This window comes from Bacteroidota bacterium (assembly GCA_016706865.1).
GTDB lineage: Bacteria > Bacteroidota > Bacteroidia > Chitinophagales > BACL12 > UBA7236.
In genome coordinates, this window is record JADJIS010000003.1 from 259,936 (window position 1) to 277,672 (window position 17,737).

General features: G+C 35.0%; 19 protein-coding genes. 10 read left to right on the forward strand and 9 right to left on the reverse strand.

Annotated features, from left to right (window positions below; all coding sequences use genetic code 11):
* Nucleotides 1–11: 11 nt before the first annotated feature.
* The 4 genes from IPI31_10685 to bamD are packed head-to-tail and all read right to left on the reverse strand — an operon-like array spanning nucleotide 12 to nucleotide 3,321.
* Entirely contained in the window at nucleotides 12–911 is a 900-nt protein-coding gene (locus IPI31_10685) for a DUF4835 family protein (GenBank protein ID MBK7568275.1), read from the reverse strand.
* Nucleotides 904–2,121 (reverse strand): bifunctional phosphopantothenoylcysteine decarboxylase/phosphopantothenate--cysteine ligase CoaBC, encoded by a 1,218-nt coding sequence (gene coaBC, locus IPI31_10690; GenBank protein MBK7568276.1) that lies wholly within the window; start codon nucleotides 2,119–2,121, stop codon nucleotides 904–906. Before coaBC ends, IPI31_10685 begins: the two co-directional genes overlap by 8 nt.
* Entirely contained in the window at nucleotides 2,121–2,489 is a 369-nt protein-coding gene (locus IPI31_10695; GenBank protein ID MBK7568277.1) for a DNA-directed RNA polymerase subunit omega, read from the reverse strand. The genes coaBC and IPI31_10695 overlap by 1 nt, the downstream gene beginning before the upstream one ends.
* Nucleotides 2,467–3,321 carry an outer membrane protein assembly factor BamD gene (bamD, locus tag IPI31_10700; protein ID MBK7568278.1) on the reverse strand — a complete coding sequence of 285 codons (855 nt, stop codon included), beginning with the start codon at nucleotides 3,319–3,321 and terminating at the stop codon, nucleotides 2,467–2,469. The genes IPI31_10695 and bamD overlap by 23 nt, the downstream gene beginning before the upstream one ends.
* A gap of 138 nt (nucleotides 3,322–3,459) precedes the next feature.
* Between bamD and IPI31_10705 the strand changes: the two genes are divergently transcribed.
* The 3 genes from IPI31_10705 to IPI31_10715 all read left to right on the forward strand — a co-directional run bounded on the left by IPI31_10705 (nucleotide 3,460) and on the right by IPI31_10715 (nucleotide 5,675).
* Entirely contained in the window at nucleotides 3,460–4,701 is a 1,242-nt protein-coding gene (locus tag IPI31_10705; GenBank protein ID MBK7568279.1) for a pyridoxal phosphate-dependent aminotransferase family protein, read from the forward strand.
* A 121-nt stretch (nucleotides 4,702–4,822) separates the two neighbouring features.
* Nucleotides 4,823–5,005 carry a histone H1 gene (locus IPI31_10710; protein ID MBK7568280.1) on the forward strand — a complete coding sequence of 61 codons (183 nt, stop codon included), beginning with the start codon at nucleotides 4,823–4,825 and terminating at the stop codon, nucleotides 5,003–5,005.
* Nucleotides 5,006–5,324: 319 nt separating this feature from the next.
* Complete coding sequence (locus IPI31_10715) at nucleotides 5,325–5,675, forward strand: four helix bundle protein (protein ID MBK7568281.1); 351 nt, start codon at nucleotides 5,325–5,327, stop codon at nucleotides 5,673–5,675.
* 223 nt (nucleotides 5,676–5,898) lie between these two features.
* Here the strand turns inward: IPI31_10715 and IPI31_10720 are convergent, their stop codons facing one another.
* The 3 genes from IPI31_10720 to IPI31_10730 form a co-directional block, all read right to left on the reverse strand.
* On the reverse strand, nucleotides 5,899–6,816 hold the full coding sequence (locus IPI31_10720) for a 4-hydroxy-tetrahydrodipicolinate synthase (protein ID MBK7568282.1): 918 nt from the start codon (nucleotides 6,814–6,816) through the stop codon (nucleotides 5,899–5,901).
* 584 nt (nucleotides 6,817–7,400) lie between these two features.
* Nucleotides 7,401–7,928, reverse strand: coding sequence for a hypothetical protein (locus tag IPI31_10725; GenBank protein MBK7568283.1), 528 nt, complete (start codon nucleotides 7,926–7,928; stop codon nucleotides 7,401–7,403).
* A 9-nt stretch (nucleotides 7,929–7,937) separates the two neighbouring features.
* Nucleotides 7,938–8,915, reverse strand: coding sequence for an acetyl-CoA carboxylase carboxyltransferase subunit alpha (locus IPI31_10730; protein MBK7568284.1), 978 nt, complete (start codon nucleotides 8,913–8,915; stop codon nucleotides 7,938–7,940).
* A 516-nt stretch (nucleotides 8,916–9,431) separates the two neighbouring features.
* On the opposite strand from IPI31_10730, the gene IPI31_10735 reads away from it, so the two are divergent.
* The 4 genes from IPI31_10735 to IPI31_10750 all read left to right on the forward strand — a co-directional run bounded on the left by IPI31_10735 (nucleotide 9,432) and on the right by IPI31_10750 (nucleotide 12,219).
* The gene (locus IPI31_10735; GenBank protein MBK7568285.1) at nucleotides 9,432–9,857 is read left to right on the forward strand and encodes a hypothetical protein; all 426 of its coding nucleotides are present in this window, start codon (nucleotides 9,432–9,434) and stop codon (nucleotides 9,855–9,857) included.
* Between the two features lie 29 nt (nucleotides 9,858–9,886).
* Nucleotides 9,887–10,441 (forward strand): YceI family protein, encoded by a 555-nt coding sequence (locus tag IPI31_10740; protein MBK7568286.1) that lies wholly within the window; start codon nucleotides 9,887–9,889, stop codon nucleotides 10,439–10,441.
* A gap of 72 nt (nucleotides 10,442–10,513) precedes the next feature.
* On the forward strand, nucleotides 10,514–11,392 hold the full coding sequence (locus IPI31_10745; protein ID MBK7568287.1) for a hypothetical protein: 879 nt from the start codon (nucleotides 10,514–10,516) through the stop codon (nucleotides 11,390–11,392).
* Nucleotides 11,393–11,787: 395 nt separating this feature from the next.
* Nucleotides 11,788–12,219 (forward strand): hypothetical protein, encoded by a 432-nt coding sequence (locus IPI31_10750; protein ID MBK7568288.1) that lies wholly within the window; start codon nucleotides 11,788–11,790, stop codon nucleotides 12,217–12,219.
* Here IPI31_10750 and IPI31_10755 read toward each other — a convergent pair whose 3' ends face one another.
* A complete protein-coding gene (locus IPI31_10755) occupies nucleotides 12,220–12,897 on the reverse strand; it encodes a hypothetical protein (GenBank protein ID MBK7568289.1) in 678 nt (225 codons plus the stop codon). It abuts the gene before it with no gap.
* A 219-nt stretch (nucleotides 12,898–13,116) separates the two neighbouring features.
* On the opposite strand from IPI31_10755, the gene IPI31_10760 reads away from it, so the two are divergent.
* The 3 genes from IPI31_10760 (at nucleotide 13,117) to IPI31_10770 (ending at nucleotide 15,831) form a co-directional block, all read left to right on the forward strand.
* A complete protein-coding gene (locus tag IPI31_10760; protein MBK7568290.1) occupies nucleotides 13,117–13,815 on the forward strand; it encodes an endonuclease III in 699 nt (232 codons plus the stop codon).
* 414 nt (nucleotides 13,816–14,229) lie between these two features.
* Nucleotides 14,230–14,544: a helix-turn-helix transcriptional regulator gene (locus IPI31_10765; protein MBK7568291.1), complete on the forward strand. Its 315-nt coding sequence runs from the start codon at nucleotides 14,230–14,232 to the stop codon at nucleotides 14,542–14,544.
* 78 nt (nucleotides 14,545–14,622) lie between these two features.
* Nucleotides 14,623–15,831, forward strand: coding sequence for a type II toxin-antitoxin system HipA family toxin (locus IPI31_10770; protein ID MBK7568292.1), 1,209 nt, complete (start codon nucleotides 14,623–14,625; stop codon nucleotides 15,829–15,831).
* A gap of 476 nt (nucleotides 15,832–16,307) precedes the next feature.
* On the opposite strand, the gene IPI31_10775 is transcribed toward IPI31_10770, so the two are convergent.
* Nucleotides 16,308–17,318 carry a hypothetical protein gene (locus IPI31_10775; protein MBK7568293.1) on the reverse strand — a complete coding sequence of 337 codons (1,011 nt, stop codon included), beginning with the start codon at nucleotides 17,316–17,318 and terminating at the stop codon, nucleotides 16,308–16,310.
* Between the last annotated feature and the right edge of the window lie 419 nt (nucleotides 17,319–17,737).

The window sequence follows — 17,737 nt, forward strand, 5'->3', positions numbered from 1 at the left end:
TTTTCAATTATCTATTTACCTGTAAGCAACTCCTGATAACTATCGGCATTTACCGGATCCAATCTAATTAAATAGGATATGCCTTTTGCTTTTTCTGCAGGTGCGGCCTTTGAATAAATACCGAGTAATTCATCACTCTTCGCACTGAAAAAAAGTTGCATCACCATACTGTTTGGCTGCGTGCGATTTACATTATCTAATGTTTGAAGCGACTTAGTAATGGTAGACACAGGTTTGATCTGGTCGTTATACATATTATCAAGTCCCTGACGATGGTATTGATAAAAAACATCTCTTACCACAGAAAATTTCGCATCCATTAAATTATTAATATACCAATATCTGTTTCTGGTTCCATCATAACTTTTCCAGCCTTTGAAATCGCTGTTCGAAGCCTGATTAACGATGGTCTGGGCTTTTAAAAAATATTTATCTCCACCTTTTAATGCAAATGAATCATAATCCAAACCGATAATAATATATGCATAATAAGCCAACATGGCTGTCAGATTATTGGTATATTGATTTTCGTTGAATTCCAATGGTTGATATTCCGAATAAATAAATTCAAAATCTTTGTCCTGAAAATTAAATAAAGTGGAATTATAATCAGAACCAAAAACAGGGCGACGCGAAACTATACTGGTTTGCGCTCTGAATCTATCACTGGCGAGTTCTTCCGTAATGGAAATTAAGATCTGACATTCAATTCTTTCGTCCGGTAGAAAAACATCATCTGTCCATTTGCGGGTATTCATAAATTCGAATATCGCAGTTTCCAGGGTTTTAAATATTTTGGGATCTGTTTGAGTTACTTTTTCGGCATTAATGGTTACGGCACAATTTATTTCCTGTGCAAATAATTGCGACCCGAAAAAAACGAAGGATAGAATAATAAATATTTTACGCATGGGTCATTTTTATAATTTGGTTAACGATATCCTGAGCTACTTCTTTTTTACTCTTTAATTCAAAGTTAATCAGATTTTTATTCTTGTCCAATATCGATATTTTGTTCGAATCGTGCTGAAAACCTGCTCCTGCATCCTGTAATGAATTCAAGATGATCATATCCAGGTGCTTTTCCGTTAATTTTTTCTCTGCATTTTCCAATGCGTTGTTTGTTTCCAGTGCAAATCCTATCACCAATTGTTTTGAATCTTTTAACAAAGCCATTTCCTTCAATATATCCACCGTTCTTTTAAGGTGCAAAACCATGCCGTTTTTATTTTCAGCGGTTTTTTTAATTTTTTCAGCCGCGGGATCCTCCGGTGTGAAATCTGCCACAGCGGCAGCACTTATAAAAATATCACTTAAAGGAAATTCCCTCGAACATACACTGAACATTTGTTCCGCATTTGTTACTGCAATTTTTTCGATGGAAACATCATTGGTGTTAATCTGAACAGGGCCGTGAACTAAGGTAACTTCTGCACCCGCCTCCGCCAAACATTCGGCCAATGCAAAACCCATTTTCCCAGACGAATAATTCCCTATGAAACGAACCGGATCAATCGCTTCGTATGTGGGTCCGGCTGTTATTAATACCTTTTTTCCGGCTAATGGTCTTACTGTTGTGGAAAAGAATTTATGTATTTGTTTAACAATATTTTCAGGTTCGGGCATTCTGCCTTCGCCATGTAAACCGCTGGCTAATTCACCACTTTCAGGTTGTAGAATAATATTGCCATTTTTAGTCAGTGTATCAATATTATTTGTTGTAGCTGGATGTTTCCACATATCCAGATCCATGGCCGGAGCGAGCATCACTTTGCATCGTGAAGATAAATAGGTTGCCAATAAAAAATTATCTGCAATTCCGGCTGCCATTTTTGCGATGGTATTTGCAGTTGCCGGTGCTATTAAAAATAGATCCGGCCATAAACCTGCTGAAACATGATTGTTCCACGTTCCATCATTTGCATTATAAAAATCAACTGCAACAGGATTTTTTGAAAGGGTGGAAAAAGTTAAGACCCCGATAAACGCTTTCGCATCCGGGGTCATAATTATTTTAACCTCTGCACCTTCCTTAATTAATGATCTGGTAAGATGAGCGCATTTGTAAGCGGAAATTCCTCCGCACACACCTAACAGAATTTTTTTGCCCGCTAAGGACATTATTTTACTTCTTTTACTTCCTTTATTTCAGCAATAGGAGCAGCAGTTTCACGTTCGCGCCAGTATAATTTTTCTTCTAAAAATTCATCTAATGCTACAATTGTTGCCTTAGGTAATTTTTCATAGAATCTTGATATCTCGATCTGTTCGCGATTCTCAAATACTTCTTCCAAATTGTCCTGATGTGTTGCAAATTCTTCCAGCTTGCTGTGTAATTCAGTGCGGATCAACTGTGTGATCTGCTCCGAACGTTTAGAGATCATATGAATGGATTGATAGATATTACCGGAAACATTCTGGATATCTTTCAAACTTTGCACCTCTATTTGCGGTGATAATTGCGTATTAATTTTCTTTAGTGAACTCATTACAATCTATTTTATAAGTATTTATTTCGGTTAATGCTTTTTGTCTAAGGTCTATACTTCTTTCGTATAATGATTTGGCCTGATCAGCTTTTTTGCTTTGGGGATATTGAGATATAAATTCCTGATAACTGTCTATTGCCTTATCATAACGTTCTTCTTTACGGCAAACCACACTTTGTCCTGCATAATTAAAATAACTGCTCACGATCTTAAAACCTATTTCTTCTGCATCTCTTGTATCAGGAAATTGCAATAGAACATTATTAAAAGTGATGGCTGCTGCCTGATAATCTTCCGTTGCATAATAAAGTTCCGCACTATAGATCAGTTTTTCTTCCAATTTAGCCCTGAGCGTATCCATATATGCATTTGCCTGAGGACCAAGTGAACTTTTAGGGTATACATCAATAAAATATTGAAAGGCTTCTATTGATTTATACGAATAAGTTTGATCCAGCTGGAACCTTGGAGAGGCATCGTACATGGCTTTGGCGCTCATATACAAGGTCTCCTCTGCTTCTCCTGATAGTGGAAATGTTACAAAAACCTGTTTGAAAAGGGTAGCAGCAGAAAAAAAATCGCCCTGACCATAATAACAATAGGCCATGTAATATCTTATCTGTTTTTCTTCGGCGGAACCGATCTTCACTGTCAGCAGCTGATCCAGCAATGGCAAGGCTCGGGCGTAGTCGCCCTTGTTGTAATATTCCTTAGCTTTCACGTACTTTAATTCAAAGTCGTCGCTCTTCAATATTTTATCATATTGACATCCGGTGAAAACTCCGAAAGAAAGTAGTATAATTGTGATGGCAATTACCCTTGTCTTATGCATAAGAGGCGCAAAGTTAATAAATATAAACGGTAAACGTAACTATCGTAAATTTATTGAAAACTTAGCATAAAATTTTTTAGACCAAGTTTAACGTAATATCTTTGCACACTTTTTAAAGTAAAAAACCAACCTTACGCTATGGATATTTTTGATAAATTACGTAAAGACAGAGGCCCACTAGGCAAATGGAGCGATGTGGCTCATGGATATATGATGTTCCCGAAATTGGAAGGAGAGATAGGGCCACGTATGTTTTTCAGAGGAAAGGAGCGCATTACATGGAGTTTGAATAATTATCTCGGACTGGCAAATCACCCCGAGGTGAGAAAAGTGGATGCGGAAGCTGCAGCGCAATGGGGTATGGCATTTCCAATGGGAAGCCGCATGATGAGTGGAAATTCTGATCATCACGAACAACTGGAAAATGAATTGAGTGCTTTTGTGATGAAAGAAGATACTTTTCTGTTAAACTATGGTTATCAGGGTATTATGAGTGCGATAGATGCTATTTGTAACCGTCACGATGTGATTGTTTACGATGCTGAAAGCCACGCATGTATTATTGATGGTGTGCGTTTGCATCAGGGAAAAAGATTTGTTTATCGCCATAACGATATAGAAAATTGTGAAGTTCAGTTGAAACGTGCAACGGAACTGATTCAGGGAACTCCCGGTGGAATTCTTTTGATCACGGAAGGTGTTTTTGGAATGGGGGGAGACCAGGGGAAATTAAAGGAAGTTGTAGAACTTAAAAAGAAATATGATTTCCGTCTCTTGGTGGACGATGCGCATGGTTTTGGAACCATGGGCGAAACCGGAGCTGGAACAGGAGAAGCACAGGGTTGTCAGGATGGTATCGACCTTTATTTTTCCACTTTCGCCAAATCAATGGCAAGTATTGGAGCATTTATTTCAGGTGAAAAAGCAGTCATCTGGAATTTGAGATATAATTTACGTTCACAGATCTATGCAAAATCATTGCCGATGCCTATTGTGATCGGCAATTTGAAACGACTCGAATTACTGCGCAGCAAGCCTGAACTGAAGGCTAAACTCTGGGACAACGTAAATAAACTACAGGAAGGATTCCGAAGCAGAGGATTTGATCTCGGAAATACCAATAGTCCGGTAACGCCTGTATTTTTAAAAGTGAGTATTCCAGAAACAATAAACCTGGTAGTTGATCTTAGAGAAAACCACGGCATTTTTTGTTCGGCAGTTACCTATCCGGTAATTCCGAAAGGAATGTTAATGTTGAGAATAATTCCAACTTCTTCTCATAGCGACGAGGAGATTCGATTAACTCTTGAAGCTTTTGAAGCCATAAGAGAAAAAATTGAAAGTGGAGTTTACCTTCAACAGGAATTAGCTAAGGTTTAAGTATCTTAAGGCGCATTTTTATTCCTTATTAACTTTTTTGCGACCCAATTATAATTATCTGCAAATGAACCTGCAGGTAATGGTAATTTTTGTAATTTTAAACACATATTATTTTATGAACATGCAACAAAAATTCAACCAGCTGAAATCCCTCATTAACCTTGCAGAAGAAGACATGCAAAAATTCACTACAAAAGGAAACAAAACCGCAGGAACGAGGCTCCGAAAATCGTTGCAGGACATGAAAGATATTTCTACAGAAATCAGAAAGGAAGTGCTTGAATCTCGAAAAATGAAAGTGTAGGTAATTGATAATTGACAATTGATAATTGATAATGGGGAATAACGTGGGAGGAAAATTTCAGTCTTTGGAAATTGATAATTGACAATTGATAATTGACAATGGGGAATAACGTGGGAGGAAAATTTCAGTCTTTGGAAATTGATAATTGACAATTGATAATTGACAATTGGGATCCGGGTAGGAGGGAAATTATAGACTGAAGAAAATGATAATTGATAATTGTTAAATGATAACGGGAATTTACTTTGGAGGGAAATGGTAGACATTATTGGGATTTAGAATTGGTTTTTTTTATTTTTTTTTATTAAGTTTTATTGTGATGAAGGAAAGTGTGGTGAGGGATAAGAGTATGCTGTTTGCAATAGATATTGTAAATCTGTGTAAAGAATTACAAGAGAAAAAAGAATTTATTATCTCTAAACAATTATTGCGCTCCGGAACTTCAATCGGTGCAATGGTTAGAGAAGCTGAGCAAGCGGAAAGCACCAAAGATTTTATTCATAAACTCTCCATAGCTCTTAAAGAAGCACATGAATCAGAATACTGGCTTGAACTGCTTTTTAAAACAAATTATATCTCAAAGGCAAAATTTGAAGAAATGACAAATAAAGCAGGGGAATTGATACGTTTATTAACAAGTATCATCAAGACATCAAAGCTAAAACTGTAAATAAATTATTTGTTTATCATTTCACAAAAATGTATAATGGTAAGGATTATTATTCACGATAAAATATTTAATTATTTTATCTCATTAATGTAAAATGGTTTGCAGAATTTTACGGCAGTAAAAATTGTCAATTTCCTATATCATTATTCCATCTAAAAGCATAATGGTAAACTAGAATTTTACAGCAGTAATAATTGTCAATTGTCAATTGTCAATTGTCAATTCAGTTGTCAATTGTCAATTCGACTGCTATTTTTTGTTCAAGGTCAGGACTCACTTTCCACAACGGCAATCTCACCTTCTCCCCACATACTCCCAGTTGTTTGAGGGCGGATTTTACGCCGGCGGGACTTCCTTCTTTGAAAATTAAATCGGTGAATTGGAGGAGCGAATAATGTAATTTATTTGCAGAGATAAAATCTTGTTTTAGGCTTAATCTAACCATTTCTGTGAAGGGTTTTGGCAGGGCATTGGCAACTACGGAAATTACACCATGCATTCCTAAAGCAATAAATGGTAAAGTGATAGGATCATCACCACTGATGATTAAAAAGTTTGAAGGTGCATCGCGGATTATTTTCATGCACTGCATAAAATTTCCGCTGGCCTCTTTAATTGCTATTACATTTTGCGAATCACTTACAATTCTTAAAGTAGTTTCCGCTTCCATATTGGAACTTGTGCGGCCGGGAACATTATATAAAATGATTGGAAGAGAAACATTTTTATCTATCTCTAGATAGTGCTGATAAATTCCCTCTTGTGAAGGTTTATTATAATACGGTGATGCAATTAATATCGCATCAATATTATTGTCGGCTGTTTTATCTGTTGTATACTTTTTAACAGAACGAATGATCTCTGCAGTATTATTTCCACCAAATCCCCCAACAACAGGAACCCTTTTATTCGCGATCTTTAAAGTAAAATCAATAATAGAAAATCTTTCCTCCTCACTCAGCGTAGCACTTTCACCGGTTGTTCCCATACTCACCAAATATTCAACTCCACCCGAAATTACATGTTCAATTAATTTTTCCAATCCTCCAAAATCAATTGTATCATCCTCATGAAATGGTGTCACCAATGCAACGCCGGTGCCTTTGAATTTGTTTAGAAGTTCGTAGTTGTAATTATGCATTGTTTAGGATTTAGGAAGTAGGAAGTAGGACATAGGACGTAGGACATAGGACATAGGACATAAGACATAGGACAGATAAACGTTGGTGCGATGATTTTAGTTTTCTTTTAATGTTATGGTTTTTCAAATTCTCAATTCTCAACTCTCAATTCTCAATTCTTTTTTTGGCTGTTCCAATTGTCAATTGTCAATTATCAATTGTCAATTTTTTTTTGGCTGTTTCATTCTCAATTCTCAACTCTCAATTCTCAATTCCTTTTTGGCTGTTCAAATTGTCAATTATCAATTGTCAATTGTCAATTTTTTTTGCTGTTTCATTCTCAATTCTCAACTCTCAATTCTCAATTCCTTTTTGGCTGTTCCAATTGTCAATTGTCAATTGTCAATTATCAATTATCAATTATTTTTTGGCTGTTTCATTCTCAATTCTCAACTCTCAATTCTCAATTCCTTTTTGGCTGTTCAAATTGTCAATTATCAATTATCAATTGTCAATTTTTTTTGGCTGTTTCATTCTCAATTCTCAACTCTCAATTCTCAATTCCTTTTGGCTGTTCAAATTGTCAATTATCAATTGTCAATTATCAATTGCTCTTCACCATCCTCAAATACCTCTCCACCTGTTCCAAATATTCATACACATTATCATTGTCCAAATGCATCATAAAATCGTAACAAAATGTTTTTTTATCGTCGAATTTTCCGATGCGCAATTTTGCTTTTGAGTAGGTGGAAACATATTCAAGTGGGCGAATTGTTTTCATGGAAGTATTTATAAGAACATCAAATTCGCGTTCAATAAAATGTTTGATCTTTGGCGCTTTTGGAATTCCGAACCAGTTCATGTCCTTTTGTGTGATCCATATAATTTCTTCTTGTTCGAATGGGGGTAATTTTTTTACATATCCGAAAAAGGATAATTTTTTGCCATCAGCGGCATATTTATGAACAGTATTTAATAATTCGCGCAATGCAATCGGATTTGATCCATCCACCAAAAATGCCATGGATTTTATCTGATCATATTCTATTGTTTGTCTGGCATGGGTATCTGTATAGGGTTTGGAGCGAATAAATCTCCCGAACAGACTATTTTTAATTTTTCTGATCACTTTCCTTAATTATTGTTCAGAAGGCATTTCTTTATTTACTTCTTCATACATTCCCATAGAACCTAATTTTTCGATGCGTTGATTTATTCTTTCTTCCGGTTCAATAGCAGATAATTCTTTTAAATTCTTTTTCAGATGTTTTTTTAAGAGTTTCGCCATTTCTTCCGGATCGGAATGTGCTCCACCAATTGGTTCTTTTATAATGCCATCTATGATCTTATTTTTAAAATTATCTGCAGCGGTCAATTTTAATGCTTCTGCCGCTGTTTCTTTAAAATCCCAACTTCTCCATAATATACTGGAACAGGACTCCGGTGAAATAACGGAATACCATGTGTTCTCCAACATAAACACTCTATCGCCAATACCAATACCCAACGCACCACCGGAAGCACCTTCACCAATGATGATACATATCACCGGAACCTTTAGTAATGTCATTTCATATAGGTTGCGCGCTATTGCCTCTGCCTGACCGCGTTCTTCTGCTTCTAATCCAGGGTATGCACCCGGTGTGTCAATAAGTGTAACAATAGGTCGGTTAAACTTTTCGGCAAGTTTCATAAGTCGCAGGGCCTTGCGGTAACCTTCAGGATTTGCCATTCCGAAATTACGGAACTGACGCATTTTAGTATTGATCCCTTTTTGGTGTCCGATAAACATTACTGCTTGTCCGTCCAAATTTCCGAAACCGCCTACAATTGCTTTATCATCCTTCACATTTCTATCACCATGCAACTCTACAAAGTTTTCACTCATTTTCTCTATATAAAATAGCGAGTAAGGTCTATCGGGATGGCGACTCAGCTGCACTTTTTGCCAGCCGGAAAGATTGCTATAGATCTCCTTTTTGAGGTTGGATATACGTTCCTCCAATTCTGCGGCTGGAACCGCAATGTCGATCTTTTGCTTTTCACCCATATGCTTCAGCTTCTCCAACTCTTCATACAGCTCGGCAATGGGTTTTTCGAAGTCAAGAAATACCATGGGGCAAATTTACAAGAAGTAGCTGAGATATGTGAAATCGGAAAGTGCCAGTCACGACAGCAATTCTGTCTTATTGGAAGAGTTTAAGCCATTTGTTAAGACCCAGGTTATTAAAAAAGTGACAAAAATGGAAAGAAAGTGACCAGTTAATTTTGGAAATTTAGACAAGGTAACTTTTCGCCTCGCTTTAACAAATCTTATGTACCTCGCACCAGGACTTGTTTTCTGATACTTATTTTGGGCGTATTGATCAAATGCATACTTAAAAATGTGATATTTTTCTTGGAAACTGTGTAAATCTGTAGTTGTCTGCCCGACTGATGAAAATCACCTTTGCATATCAGTTTTATACAGGTGCTAAAACGAACTAATGCAATATGGAAAATGTTATACTTTAGTGTATATACATACAACGAAAAATGTTTTTTACAATTTATACATACTTTTGTTGTTCACCCTATTGCATTTTTTAAAACGTGGAACGATATTAGTATAACATTTAAAACCTAAACAATTATGAAAAAGTATTGGAAAATTATTTTACTCGTTGTTGTCCTTGTGGGCGGCATCGGACTTTATTTTGGAATGAAAGAATATAACAGAGGAGCGGCAGATGTTTCTGACGCAGATGCAGATGTTGTAATAAAATCAGAGGAGCTTACAAAAATTTTCGGAGAAGATGAAACAAAAGCAAACGGATTATACCTCGATAAGGTAATTGCAGTTTCAGGTGTTGTAAAAGGAATTGAAAAAGATGAAAAAGGTGCTTATACCATTATATTGAATGGTGATAGTGAATTAAGTACTGTTACCTGTCAAATGGATGAAAGACATAATGAGGAAGCCAAAGATGTAAAAGAAGGAAGCACAATTACAGTTAAAGGATATTGCACAGGTGTATTGATGGATGTTGTATTAATAAGATGTGCAGTTGATAAATAGATTAAACTTTAAACAAATATAAAAACAAAATGAAAAGAATAATTTTTGCATTCACGATCATGTTGATGTCCGGTAATTTTTTATTTGCCCAGGACAAGATCTTCACAAAAACCGGAACAATTAATTTTGATGCTTCCGGTGAAATGGAGACAATTGCAGCGGTTAATAAAAAAGCAACCTGTGTTGTTGATACCAAAACCGGAAATATGGAATTTGCAGTGCTGATGAAAGCATTTACATTCGAAAAAGCTTTGATGGAAGAACACTTTAATGAAAATTATGTTGAAAGTGATACTTATCCCAAAGCTACTTTTAAAGGTAAGATCGATAATTTGAGCGATATTAAATTCGCTACAGATGGAACTTATAACGCTAATATTTCAGGTGATCTTACCATTCACGGTGTAACTAAAGCAACAACTGCAAAAGGTACTTTTACCGTAAAAGGTGGTAAAGTAACTGGTACATCAAACTTCAAAGTATTGTTGTCTGATTACAAGATATCAATACCTTCTGTTGTGGCAGCCAATATAAGTAAAGAAGCAACCATTACGGTGGATGTTTCGCTGGATCCACTTAATTAACAATTTACAATCCTGAATGAAATTTACATTCAGGATTTTTTTTATTTTTAATGCTTCACTAAAAACCAAATTATGAAAAATGTTTTACTGGCCTTTGTTCTGCTTATTGTGGGCAGCAACTTTGCAAAAGCACAAGATCTGTTAGACCTTCTTGGAGAAGAAGAACCAACAACAGTATATGCTAAAAATGCTTTTAAATCTTCCAGAGTAATTAATGGACAATCGATGGAGATGATCGCGAAAGGCACACTCGATTTTCGTATTTTACATAGATTTGGTGAAGTAAGTGGTGGAGCATACGAATTTTTTGGATTAGATGCGGCAAGTATGCGTTTGGGTTTTGATTATGGAATTACCAAAAACTGGACTGTTGGTGTTGGTCGCAGTACATCGAGAAAAGAATTGGATGGTTTTGTAAAATACAGAATCATGCATCAATCTACAGGCGAAAAAAATCATCCTTTTTCCTTATTATATGTTGGTGGAATAACAGGCGACGGAATGAAATGGGAAAATCCCGATATTAAAAATTATTTTTCCTCCCGTTTGGCATTTTATAATCAATTAATTATCGGAAGAAAATTCAACGACAGATTAACACTTCAATTATCTCCAACTTATTTACACAGAAATTTGGTTGATCTTGCATCAGAACCAAATGATCTTTATTCGTTAGGTGTTGGAGGAAGAATTAAAATAACACAGCGTCTCGCATTAACCGGTGATTATTTTTATGTTTTTAATAGTACCGATAGCACTGCAGTTAATCCACTTTCCATAGGTGTAGATATCGAAACCGGCGGTCACGTATTCCAATTACATTTCAGTAATGCCGTTGGTATGAATGAACGCGCATTTTTAGCCGACACAAAAGGTGATTGGTTAAAAGGTGAAATTCGGTTTGGATTTAATTTATCACGTATATTTCAGATAGTGAAACCGAAAGAATGAGTGATGAGTGATGAGTGATGAGTAATGAGTGATGAGTAATGAGTTTGCTCTTAGTTAGCCGGGTGATTTTATTATTGACATATGACTTCTTACAAAAGGTGAGTGGTGATTTTACTCCTCGGAAGCCGAATGTTTTTACTCCTGACGATTTGCTATTTACGGATTCACGACTCACGACTCACGATTCACGCCTCACGCTATACGATGACCTTTGTCCCCGCAGTGTCCTCACCCGGCAAGAATTCAAGTATCATTAAGGATAAGTTTTAATTGTGTAATTAATTCTAAGGGTTTAATAAATGGTGAGACACGGCGGATTGGGATCCTGTGTCCCTCACCGCTCACCATGATATTTATCATCATATTTAATAGTGACACAGAATAACTTTACTCTCATGAGAAAGTTACGATCTGTGTTGCTCATTCTGATTTCGCTATTTGTGTTCAGTTGCAATACTAAACCTGAAAATGAAACATTGAAACATCACGAACAAACGATCAGCAGTGCTGAAATTCAATTGGATCATGGGGAAAAATGGGTTGCCAATGCAGAAACTACGGAGGGAATAAAAACCATGCAGAATATTTGCTCACATTATAATGGGGATGTGGCTCAACTGGAAAATACTTATTTGTCGTTATTCACCGAATTTAATTTGATATTCGAAAGATGTACCATGACAGGTGAGGCACATGAACAATTGCATGCGTTTCTGATTCCGGTTAAAAATCAGCTTGCCATTTTGAAAGATTGTAAAGCAGATTGTGATAAGGAAATAAAATACCTCGAAGAATATCTTCTTACCTACGACAAATATTTTAAATAATTAATTATTTAGTTTGTAATTCAGAGCAAGGGTCCAGAATCTATCGCTGAGTAATATTGATTTATATCCGACATCTGCTAAATTATCCGGTGGAGATGCTCCTATAGGAATAAATGGGAATTGTAGTTGTGCGCCGTATTTAATTCCAAATTTATCACCAAAATTTATTCCACCGTACAAACCAAATTGAAATCCAAAAATAAACCAGGGTCTTTCATATTTATCAGACCAGGGAAGTGCAACATCCGGACCGCTTCTTTCGCCTTCCATTTTTAATGGAATACTTCCTGAAATTCCGAAATCTGTTCCCAAAACAATGCTGTGTTTAAACAAAGATATCCAGTCGATCTGCAAACCGAGAGGTATTTCTAAATTATCGTACCTATATCTTTCCGTACCATTTAAAATGGTTGAATGGGTGGATGCCTCTAGCTTTCTATAACGCAATCCATAATATTTGCGCACATGATCAGAGGTAAATATCGCATTACCATCTCCTTCTTTTTCTAAAATGAAACCCAGATTCAAAGAATTGTTATCATAATAAACATTTCCATCACCATCTCCAACAAATGCTGTAGTGCCGGTTCCGCCTTCTATACGTAGATATTTATCCTGTGAAAATATTGTGAGGGGAAGGAGCATTAAACTCACCAATAATAGTTTATAATTTTTCATATGTTACCGCAAATATAAATTAAATATATTGAGCTGTGGGACTTTGATTATGGGGTAGTGGTTTCCAGATGATTTGATTTTGTAAAAGGTTTCTAATTTGAGTGTTTTGGTTATGTCTAATTTATTAATAATGTTAATATGGATGATAAAAATGGGATTTTTGTCTGATTTCATATAATTTAGAGTGTATTTTTATCATAAAATTTTATAACAACTACTATGGGAGTAAAAATAAAATGGGAAATTGCTATTAAACCCTTAATAAAAAAATACAGAAAAAAACCACATCCATTGCAGCATTATAATTTATATGAATGTATGGTAATGGTAATTTTATCGGCGCAGAGCAGTGATGATTATATTAATAAAATTGCACCTGCATTATTCGATGAATTTCCCGATCTTAATTCACTTGCAAAAGCAAAGGATGAACAGGTTTATCCCTTTGTTAAAGGTGTGATCGGCCACGTAAAAAAAATAAAATATCTTACCGATATAGCCAAACAATTAAAAAGTAATAAGAACATTCCTGTTACTATGGAAGCCCTGGTTGCTTTACCGGGTATCGGAAGAAAATCGGCAAATGTAATTATGCGTGAAGCAGGTGTAAAAGCAGAAGGTATAGTTGTGGATCTGCACACTGTGCGTGTTGCAACGCGATTGGGAATTTCTAAAAGTGATGACCCCAAAAAAATTGAGCAGGATTGTATGAAAAACATCGATGAAAAAGATTGGGGTGAAGCAGGAATGGCAATGTCGTTTCTAGGCAGAGAAATTTGTCGCCCAAAACCTTTATGTCCGGAATGTTTGATGAATGATGTTTGTGTTTTTTATTTAAAGGGTGGATATGAAAAATTGCAAAAGGAGTTGACGAAAGGGAAAAAGAGTGGAGGAGTTCGGAAGAAGGGGAGGTGGTAAGATAGGAAGAATTATGAAAAATTTAATTGATAATAAATAAACGGGAATTTGTTAACTATATACCCAAAAACATAAATACAATTAAAACCAAAATAAGAATAGACAATATTGATCTTGATAAATATTTCAGTTTTAATAAATTTTCCTGCTCTTCGGTATAGGTTCGAAATAATGAATATCGGTGTAGTATAAATACGTCGATAAAACATCCAAAGAGTTGGTGACTTTTAATTGCTAAAAAGATATACCACGGAATGTAAATAATTAAAATTGCAGGTAAAAGTATGTTCATGATTGCAAAAGGTAAAAATAGCATATTAGAAACTTCAGAAATAAGAATTTATTCAAAATACTTTACATAAGTATAAATACTATTTACAAAAATGCGTATATTTGTAAATAATATTTAGCATTATGCCTCGAAATAAACCCATTTTGTTCCCCAAATCCTCTCGTATTCTGGTCGAATTTGGTGAAAACATCCGTCTTGCCCGCCTTCGCCGAAACTTCAGTGCTGCGCAGGTTGCAGAGCGTGCAAATATTAGTCGCCCCACCCTAACGGCTCTCGAAACCGGCGCTCCCGGTGTAAGTATTGGTCATATTATTCAGGTACTTGGTGTATTGGGATTGGAAAAGGATATGTTGGAGGTGGGCAAGGATGATGTGTTGGGGAGGAAGTTGATGGATTTAGGGTTAGAGGTAAATAAAAGAGCTCCAAAACGAAAATAAGGGATTATGAAAACGAAATTAAACAGTGAAAATATACAGGTGTATGCCGACTGGGATGGGATGGAGATTCCTGTTTTAATGGGAGTATTAAAGGTTGCGCATTCAAAGGGAAAGGAATTATTTTCTTTTGAGTATGCCGAAAAATGGCTTGAGGATCGCACAAGGTTTCAGATCGATCCTGAATTACAATTGTATTCAGGTTTACAATATCCAGGGGATGAAAAACCGAATTTTGGTATTTTTTTAGACTCTTGTCCTGACAGATGGGGTAGGATTTTATTGCAGCGGAGAGAATCTGCAATCGCAAAATTAGAACAGCGACCAAAACAACAATTATTTGAGCGCGATTATTTATTAGGAGTTTATGATCAGCAGAGGCTTGGAGCGTTGAGATTTAAAAAAGAAAAAGATGGTGAATTTTTAAGTAATGAAAAAATAATGGCTGCACCACCTTGGGCAGCTTTGAGAGAATTAGAGGAAATTAGTTTGCGTTTGGAGGAAGAAGAAGCACAAGACAATCCGGAATATTTAAATTGGTTAAGTATGTTAATTGCACCCGGATCTTCCTTAGGTGGAGCGAGACCGAAAGCAAGTATAATTGATCCCGATGAACATTTGTGGATCGCAAAATTCCCCGGTAAAAACGATCATTTTAATGTAGGTGCCTGGGAATACGTTGTTTATTGTTTAGCAATTAATGCCGGAATAAATATGTCGGAATCTCAGGCACGAAAATTTACCACCCGACATCACACATTTCTTACAAAACGTTTTGACAGAACTGCAACAGGAACCCGTTTACATTTTGTATCTGCATTGACCTTGTTAGGTTATTCGGACGGAGTAAATAACACAGATGGTGTTAGTTATCTCGAACTCGCGGAATTCATTTCTGAAAACGGTGCAAATGTTGACACTGATCTTAATCAATTATTCAGGCGTATTGTTTTTAATATTTGTGTCTCCAATACCGACGATCATTTGCGCAATCATGGATTTATTTTATCAAACTCCGGTTGGAATTTATCACCTGCTTATGATATTAATCCCAATCCATTCGGCAGAGGTTTAACACTTAATATAACAGAAACGTCCAACGAATTAGATCTTGATCTTGTAATGGAAATTTATCCATTTTTCCGATTGAAAGAGGTGGTTGCGGAAAGGATTATAAGCGAAATTAAAAGCAGTGTGGGTAATTGGAAAAAAATTGCGAGGGAGGTAGGGGTTTTGAGAGGGGAGGTGGAGGAGATGAAGGGGGTGTTTGAAGGGGAGATGATAAATTGATTTGGTGGTTTTATAATCGATTATACTTATAAGTATAGTTTATAATTGAAATTGCTTATAAATGTTTTTTATAAACTTAAATATTTATATCGGTAAAAACACTCAAATATGTATATCACAGGTTTTATATTGTATATTACAATTCAAAGATTCCATTTTTTTTCTGAAAAAATGGCTAATAAATACCAAATCAACTATTTAAATAATGAATCAACTCAGCAAGCGCATTTTATTTGAAGGCTATACATGAAGATCAATATGAAGACATTGGTTTTATTACCATAATTTATTCTTTGATACTGGCTGGTTTGGATTCTTTTATTAACATCAACTTTGTTTTAAAGTCAGAAACTATGAACAATCGTGTTGAAGTATATTTACTTGGAGTTGGAAAAAATGGTATCGTACTTCTTTGAAAACACCATAATTGGTGTTAGGAAAAAATATATTTATTTTTTTTTTCATCCCCGTTTCAGCTAATATTCATGATGGTATAGTATTTCACGAATTGTTATATTTGTGGGTTTACTATTTAAATATTCAACCTTTTTTGTCCAATTATACTTTTTGTCAAATGAATATTTATATTCAAAAATTGATTCAATTTTTCCACTCGTACCAAAATATTCAATTTTGGAAACTAATCCATTTTCTAAAAATAAGGATTTGCTAAATAATTTATTGTTAGATGTGTAATTGTCAGCAATAATCAGTATTTTATTCGAATCAAAATATTCAATTTTTGAAGACGTAATTACTCTGTCTTTATTGTGAAATTGTTCGATTTTACAATTCTCATCGGTTAAATAGGTTGTAGTTTTTTCTGAAGTAAGGCATCCATCTGAAAATTTCGCCTCGAATGAAATCACTCTATTTTTAGAATCAATATTATATAATAGTTTTGAATGGAAAGTGCCATTGAGGTTGGTTCTCAATATTTCTGTTGATTTATTTTCATTATGAAATTTTTCAACTTGAATTATATTATTAGAATATTCAGAAACATAATGTTTATGTTCAATTTGTCTATTTTCAGTATCGTATTTATATGTGTGCTTACAAAACGACCTTGGACTAGAACAATAATCACATGCTTCTATTAAATTTGAAAGGGTATCATATTTATTATATATCACTACTTGTAATTTATGTGGAATATAATATTGGATAATCAATAATTCATTGGACAAGCTGTATGTATTATAGGTTTCAGAACAAATATTCCCCTTTGCATCCCTTCCAATTTCTTTAATTATATTATTTCTATTGTCATATGTTTTTTCAAAGTGAATTAATTGATCATTTTTCATTGGTGAAATTGAATTTGCGGAAGCAATGAGTTGGCCATTTAAATTAAACCGTTCTTCACCTAAATAATAAAGCAATTCGCCACGTTTAATAAAACCGAAGCGTTCATAAGCCTTATAACAGGCTCCTTTTATATTTCGAACTAAAGAGTTTAAATTTTCATTATAATACTGTGGCATCTGACATATTTGTAAATTGCAAGTTTAACTTTAATTAAAGATTTTATTTGAGTGCCCTAAATATGCAAATATTTAAGAAAGTTATCAATTGGTTTATTTAAGTTGGATTTATTTCAAATATAATTGATAGTTTTTAATACGCCACCATCCCCACCTCAAAAACCTCCACATACTCTTTCATCCTATAAATAATCCTCTCCCCTATTTCCTTTGCCTGTAATATACTCAGACAAACACCCAAACATTATAGTGCGTCATCACGAAATGCACCTTGGCTTTTGAAAATATAGATTTTAATCGGGGGCTTTAATTGATCCTTGTCCAGAGATTTTCTTCATCGCAAAGAGCAAATAAAGCTATCACTATATCATCCTGCCACTATTTTTCAAATTCGTCTTGTATGTTATCGACATTGTCAA

Excerpts from the sequence above, each read along its gene's own strand:
- IPI31_10685 (MBK7568275.1), bottom strand. The coding sequence starts at position 911 with ATGCGTAAAATATTTATTATTCTATCCTTCGTTTTTTTCGGGTCGCAA.
- coaBC (MBK7568276.1), bottom strand. The coding sequence starts at position 2,121 with ATGTCCTTAGCGGGCAAAAAAATTCTGTTAGGTGTGTGCGGAGGAATT.
- IPI31_10695 (MBK7568277.1), bottom strand. The coding sequence starts at position 2,489 with ATGAGTTCACTAAAGAAAATTAATACGCAATTATCACCGCAAATAGAG.
- bamD (MBK7568278.1), bottom strand. The coding sequence starts at position 3,321 with ATGCATAAGACAAGGGTAATTGCCATCACAATTATACTACTTTCTTTC.
- IPI31_10705 (MBK7568279.1), top strand. The coding sequence starts at position 3,460 with ATGGATATTTTTGATAAATTACGTAAAGACAGAGGCCCACTAGGCAAA.
- IPI31_10710 (MBK7568280.1), top strand. The coding sequence starts at position 4,823 with ATGCAACAAAAATTCAACCAGCTGAAATCCCTCATTAACCTTGCAGAA.
- IPI31_10715 (MBK7568281.1), top strand. The coding sequence starts at position 5,325 with ATGAAGGAAAGTGTGGTGAGGGATAAGAGTATGCTGTTTGCAATAGAT.
- IPI31_10720 (MBK7568282.1), bottom strand. The coding sequence starts at position 6,816 with ATGCATAATTACAACTACGAACTTCTAAACAAATTCAAAGGCACCGGC.
- IPI31_10730 (MBK7568284.1), bottom strand. The coding sequence starts at position 8,915 with ATGGTATTTCTTGACTTCGAAAAACCCATTGCCGAGCTGTATGAAGAG.
- IPI31_10735 (MBK7568285.1), top strand. The coding sequence starts at position 9,432 with ATGAAAAAGTATTGGAAAATTATTTTACTCGTTGTTGTCCTTGTGGGC.
- IPI31_10740 (MBK7568286.1), top strand. The coding sequence starts at position 9,887 with ATGAAAAGAATAATTTTTGCATTCACGATCATGTTGATGTCCGGTAAT.
- IPI31_10745 (MBK7568287.1), top strand. The coding sequence starts at position 10,514 with ATGAAAAATGTTTTACTGGCCTTTGTTCTGCTTATTGTGGGCAGCAAC.
- IPI31_10750 (MBK7568288.1), top strand. The coding sequence starts at position 11,788 with ATGAGAAAGTTACGATCTGTGTTGCTCATTCTGATTTCGCTATTTGTG.
- IPI31_10755 (MBK7568289.1), bottom strand. The coding sequence starts at position 12,897 with ATGAAAAATTATAAACTATTATTGGTGAGTTTAATGCTCCTTCCCCTC.
- IPI31_10760 (MBK7568290.1), top strand. The coding sequence starts at position 13,117 with ATGGGAGTAAAAATAAAATGGGAAATTGCTATTAAACCCTTAATAAAA.
- IPI31_10765 (MBK7568291.1), top strand. The coding sequence starts at position 14,230 with ATGCCTCGAAATAAACCCATTTTGTTCCCCAAATCCTCTCGTATTCTG.
- IPI31_10770 (MBK7568292.1), top strand. The coding sequence starts at position 14,623 with ATGGGAGTATTAAAGGTTGCGCATTCAAAGGGAAAGGAATTATTTTCT.
- IPI31_10775 (MBK7568293.1), bottom strand. The coding sequence starts at position 17,318 with ATGCCACAGTATTATAATGAAAATTTAAACTCTTTAGTTCGAAATATA.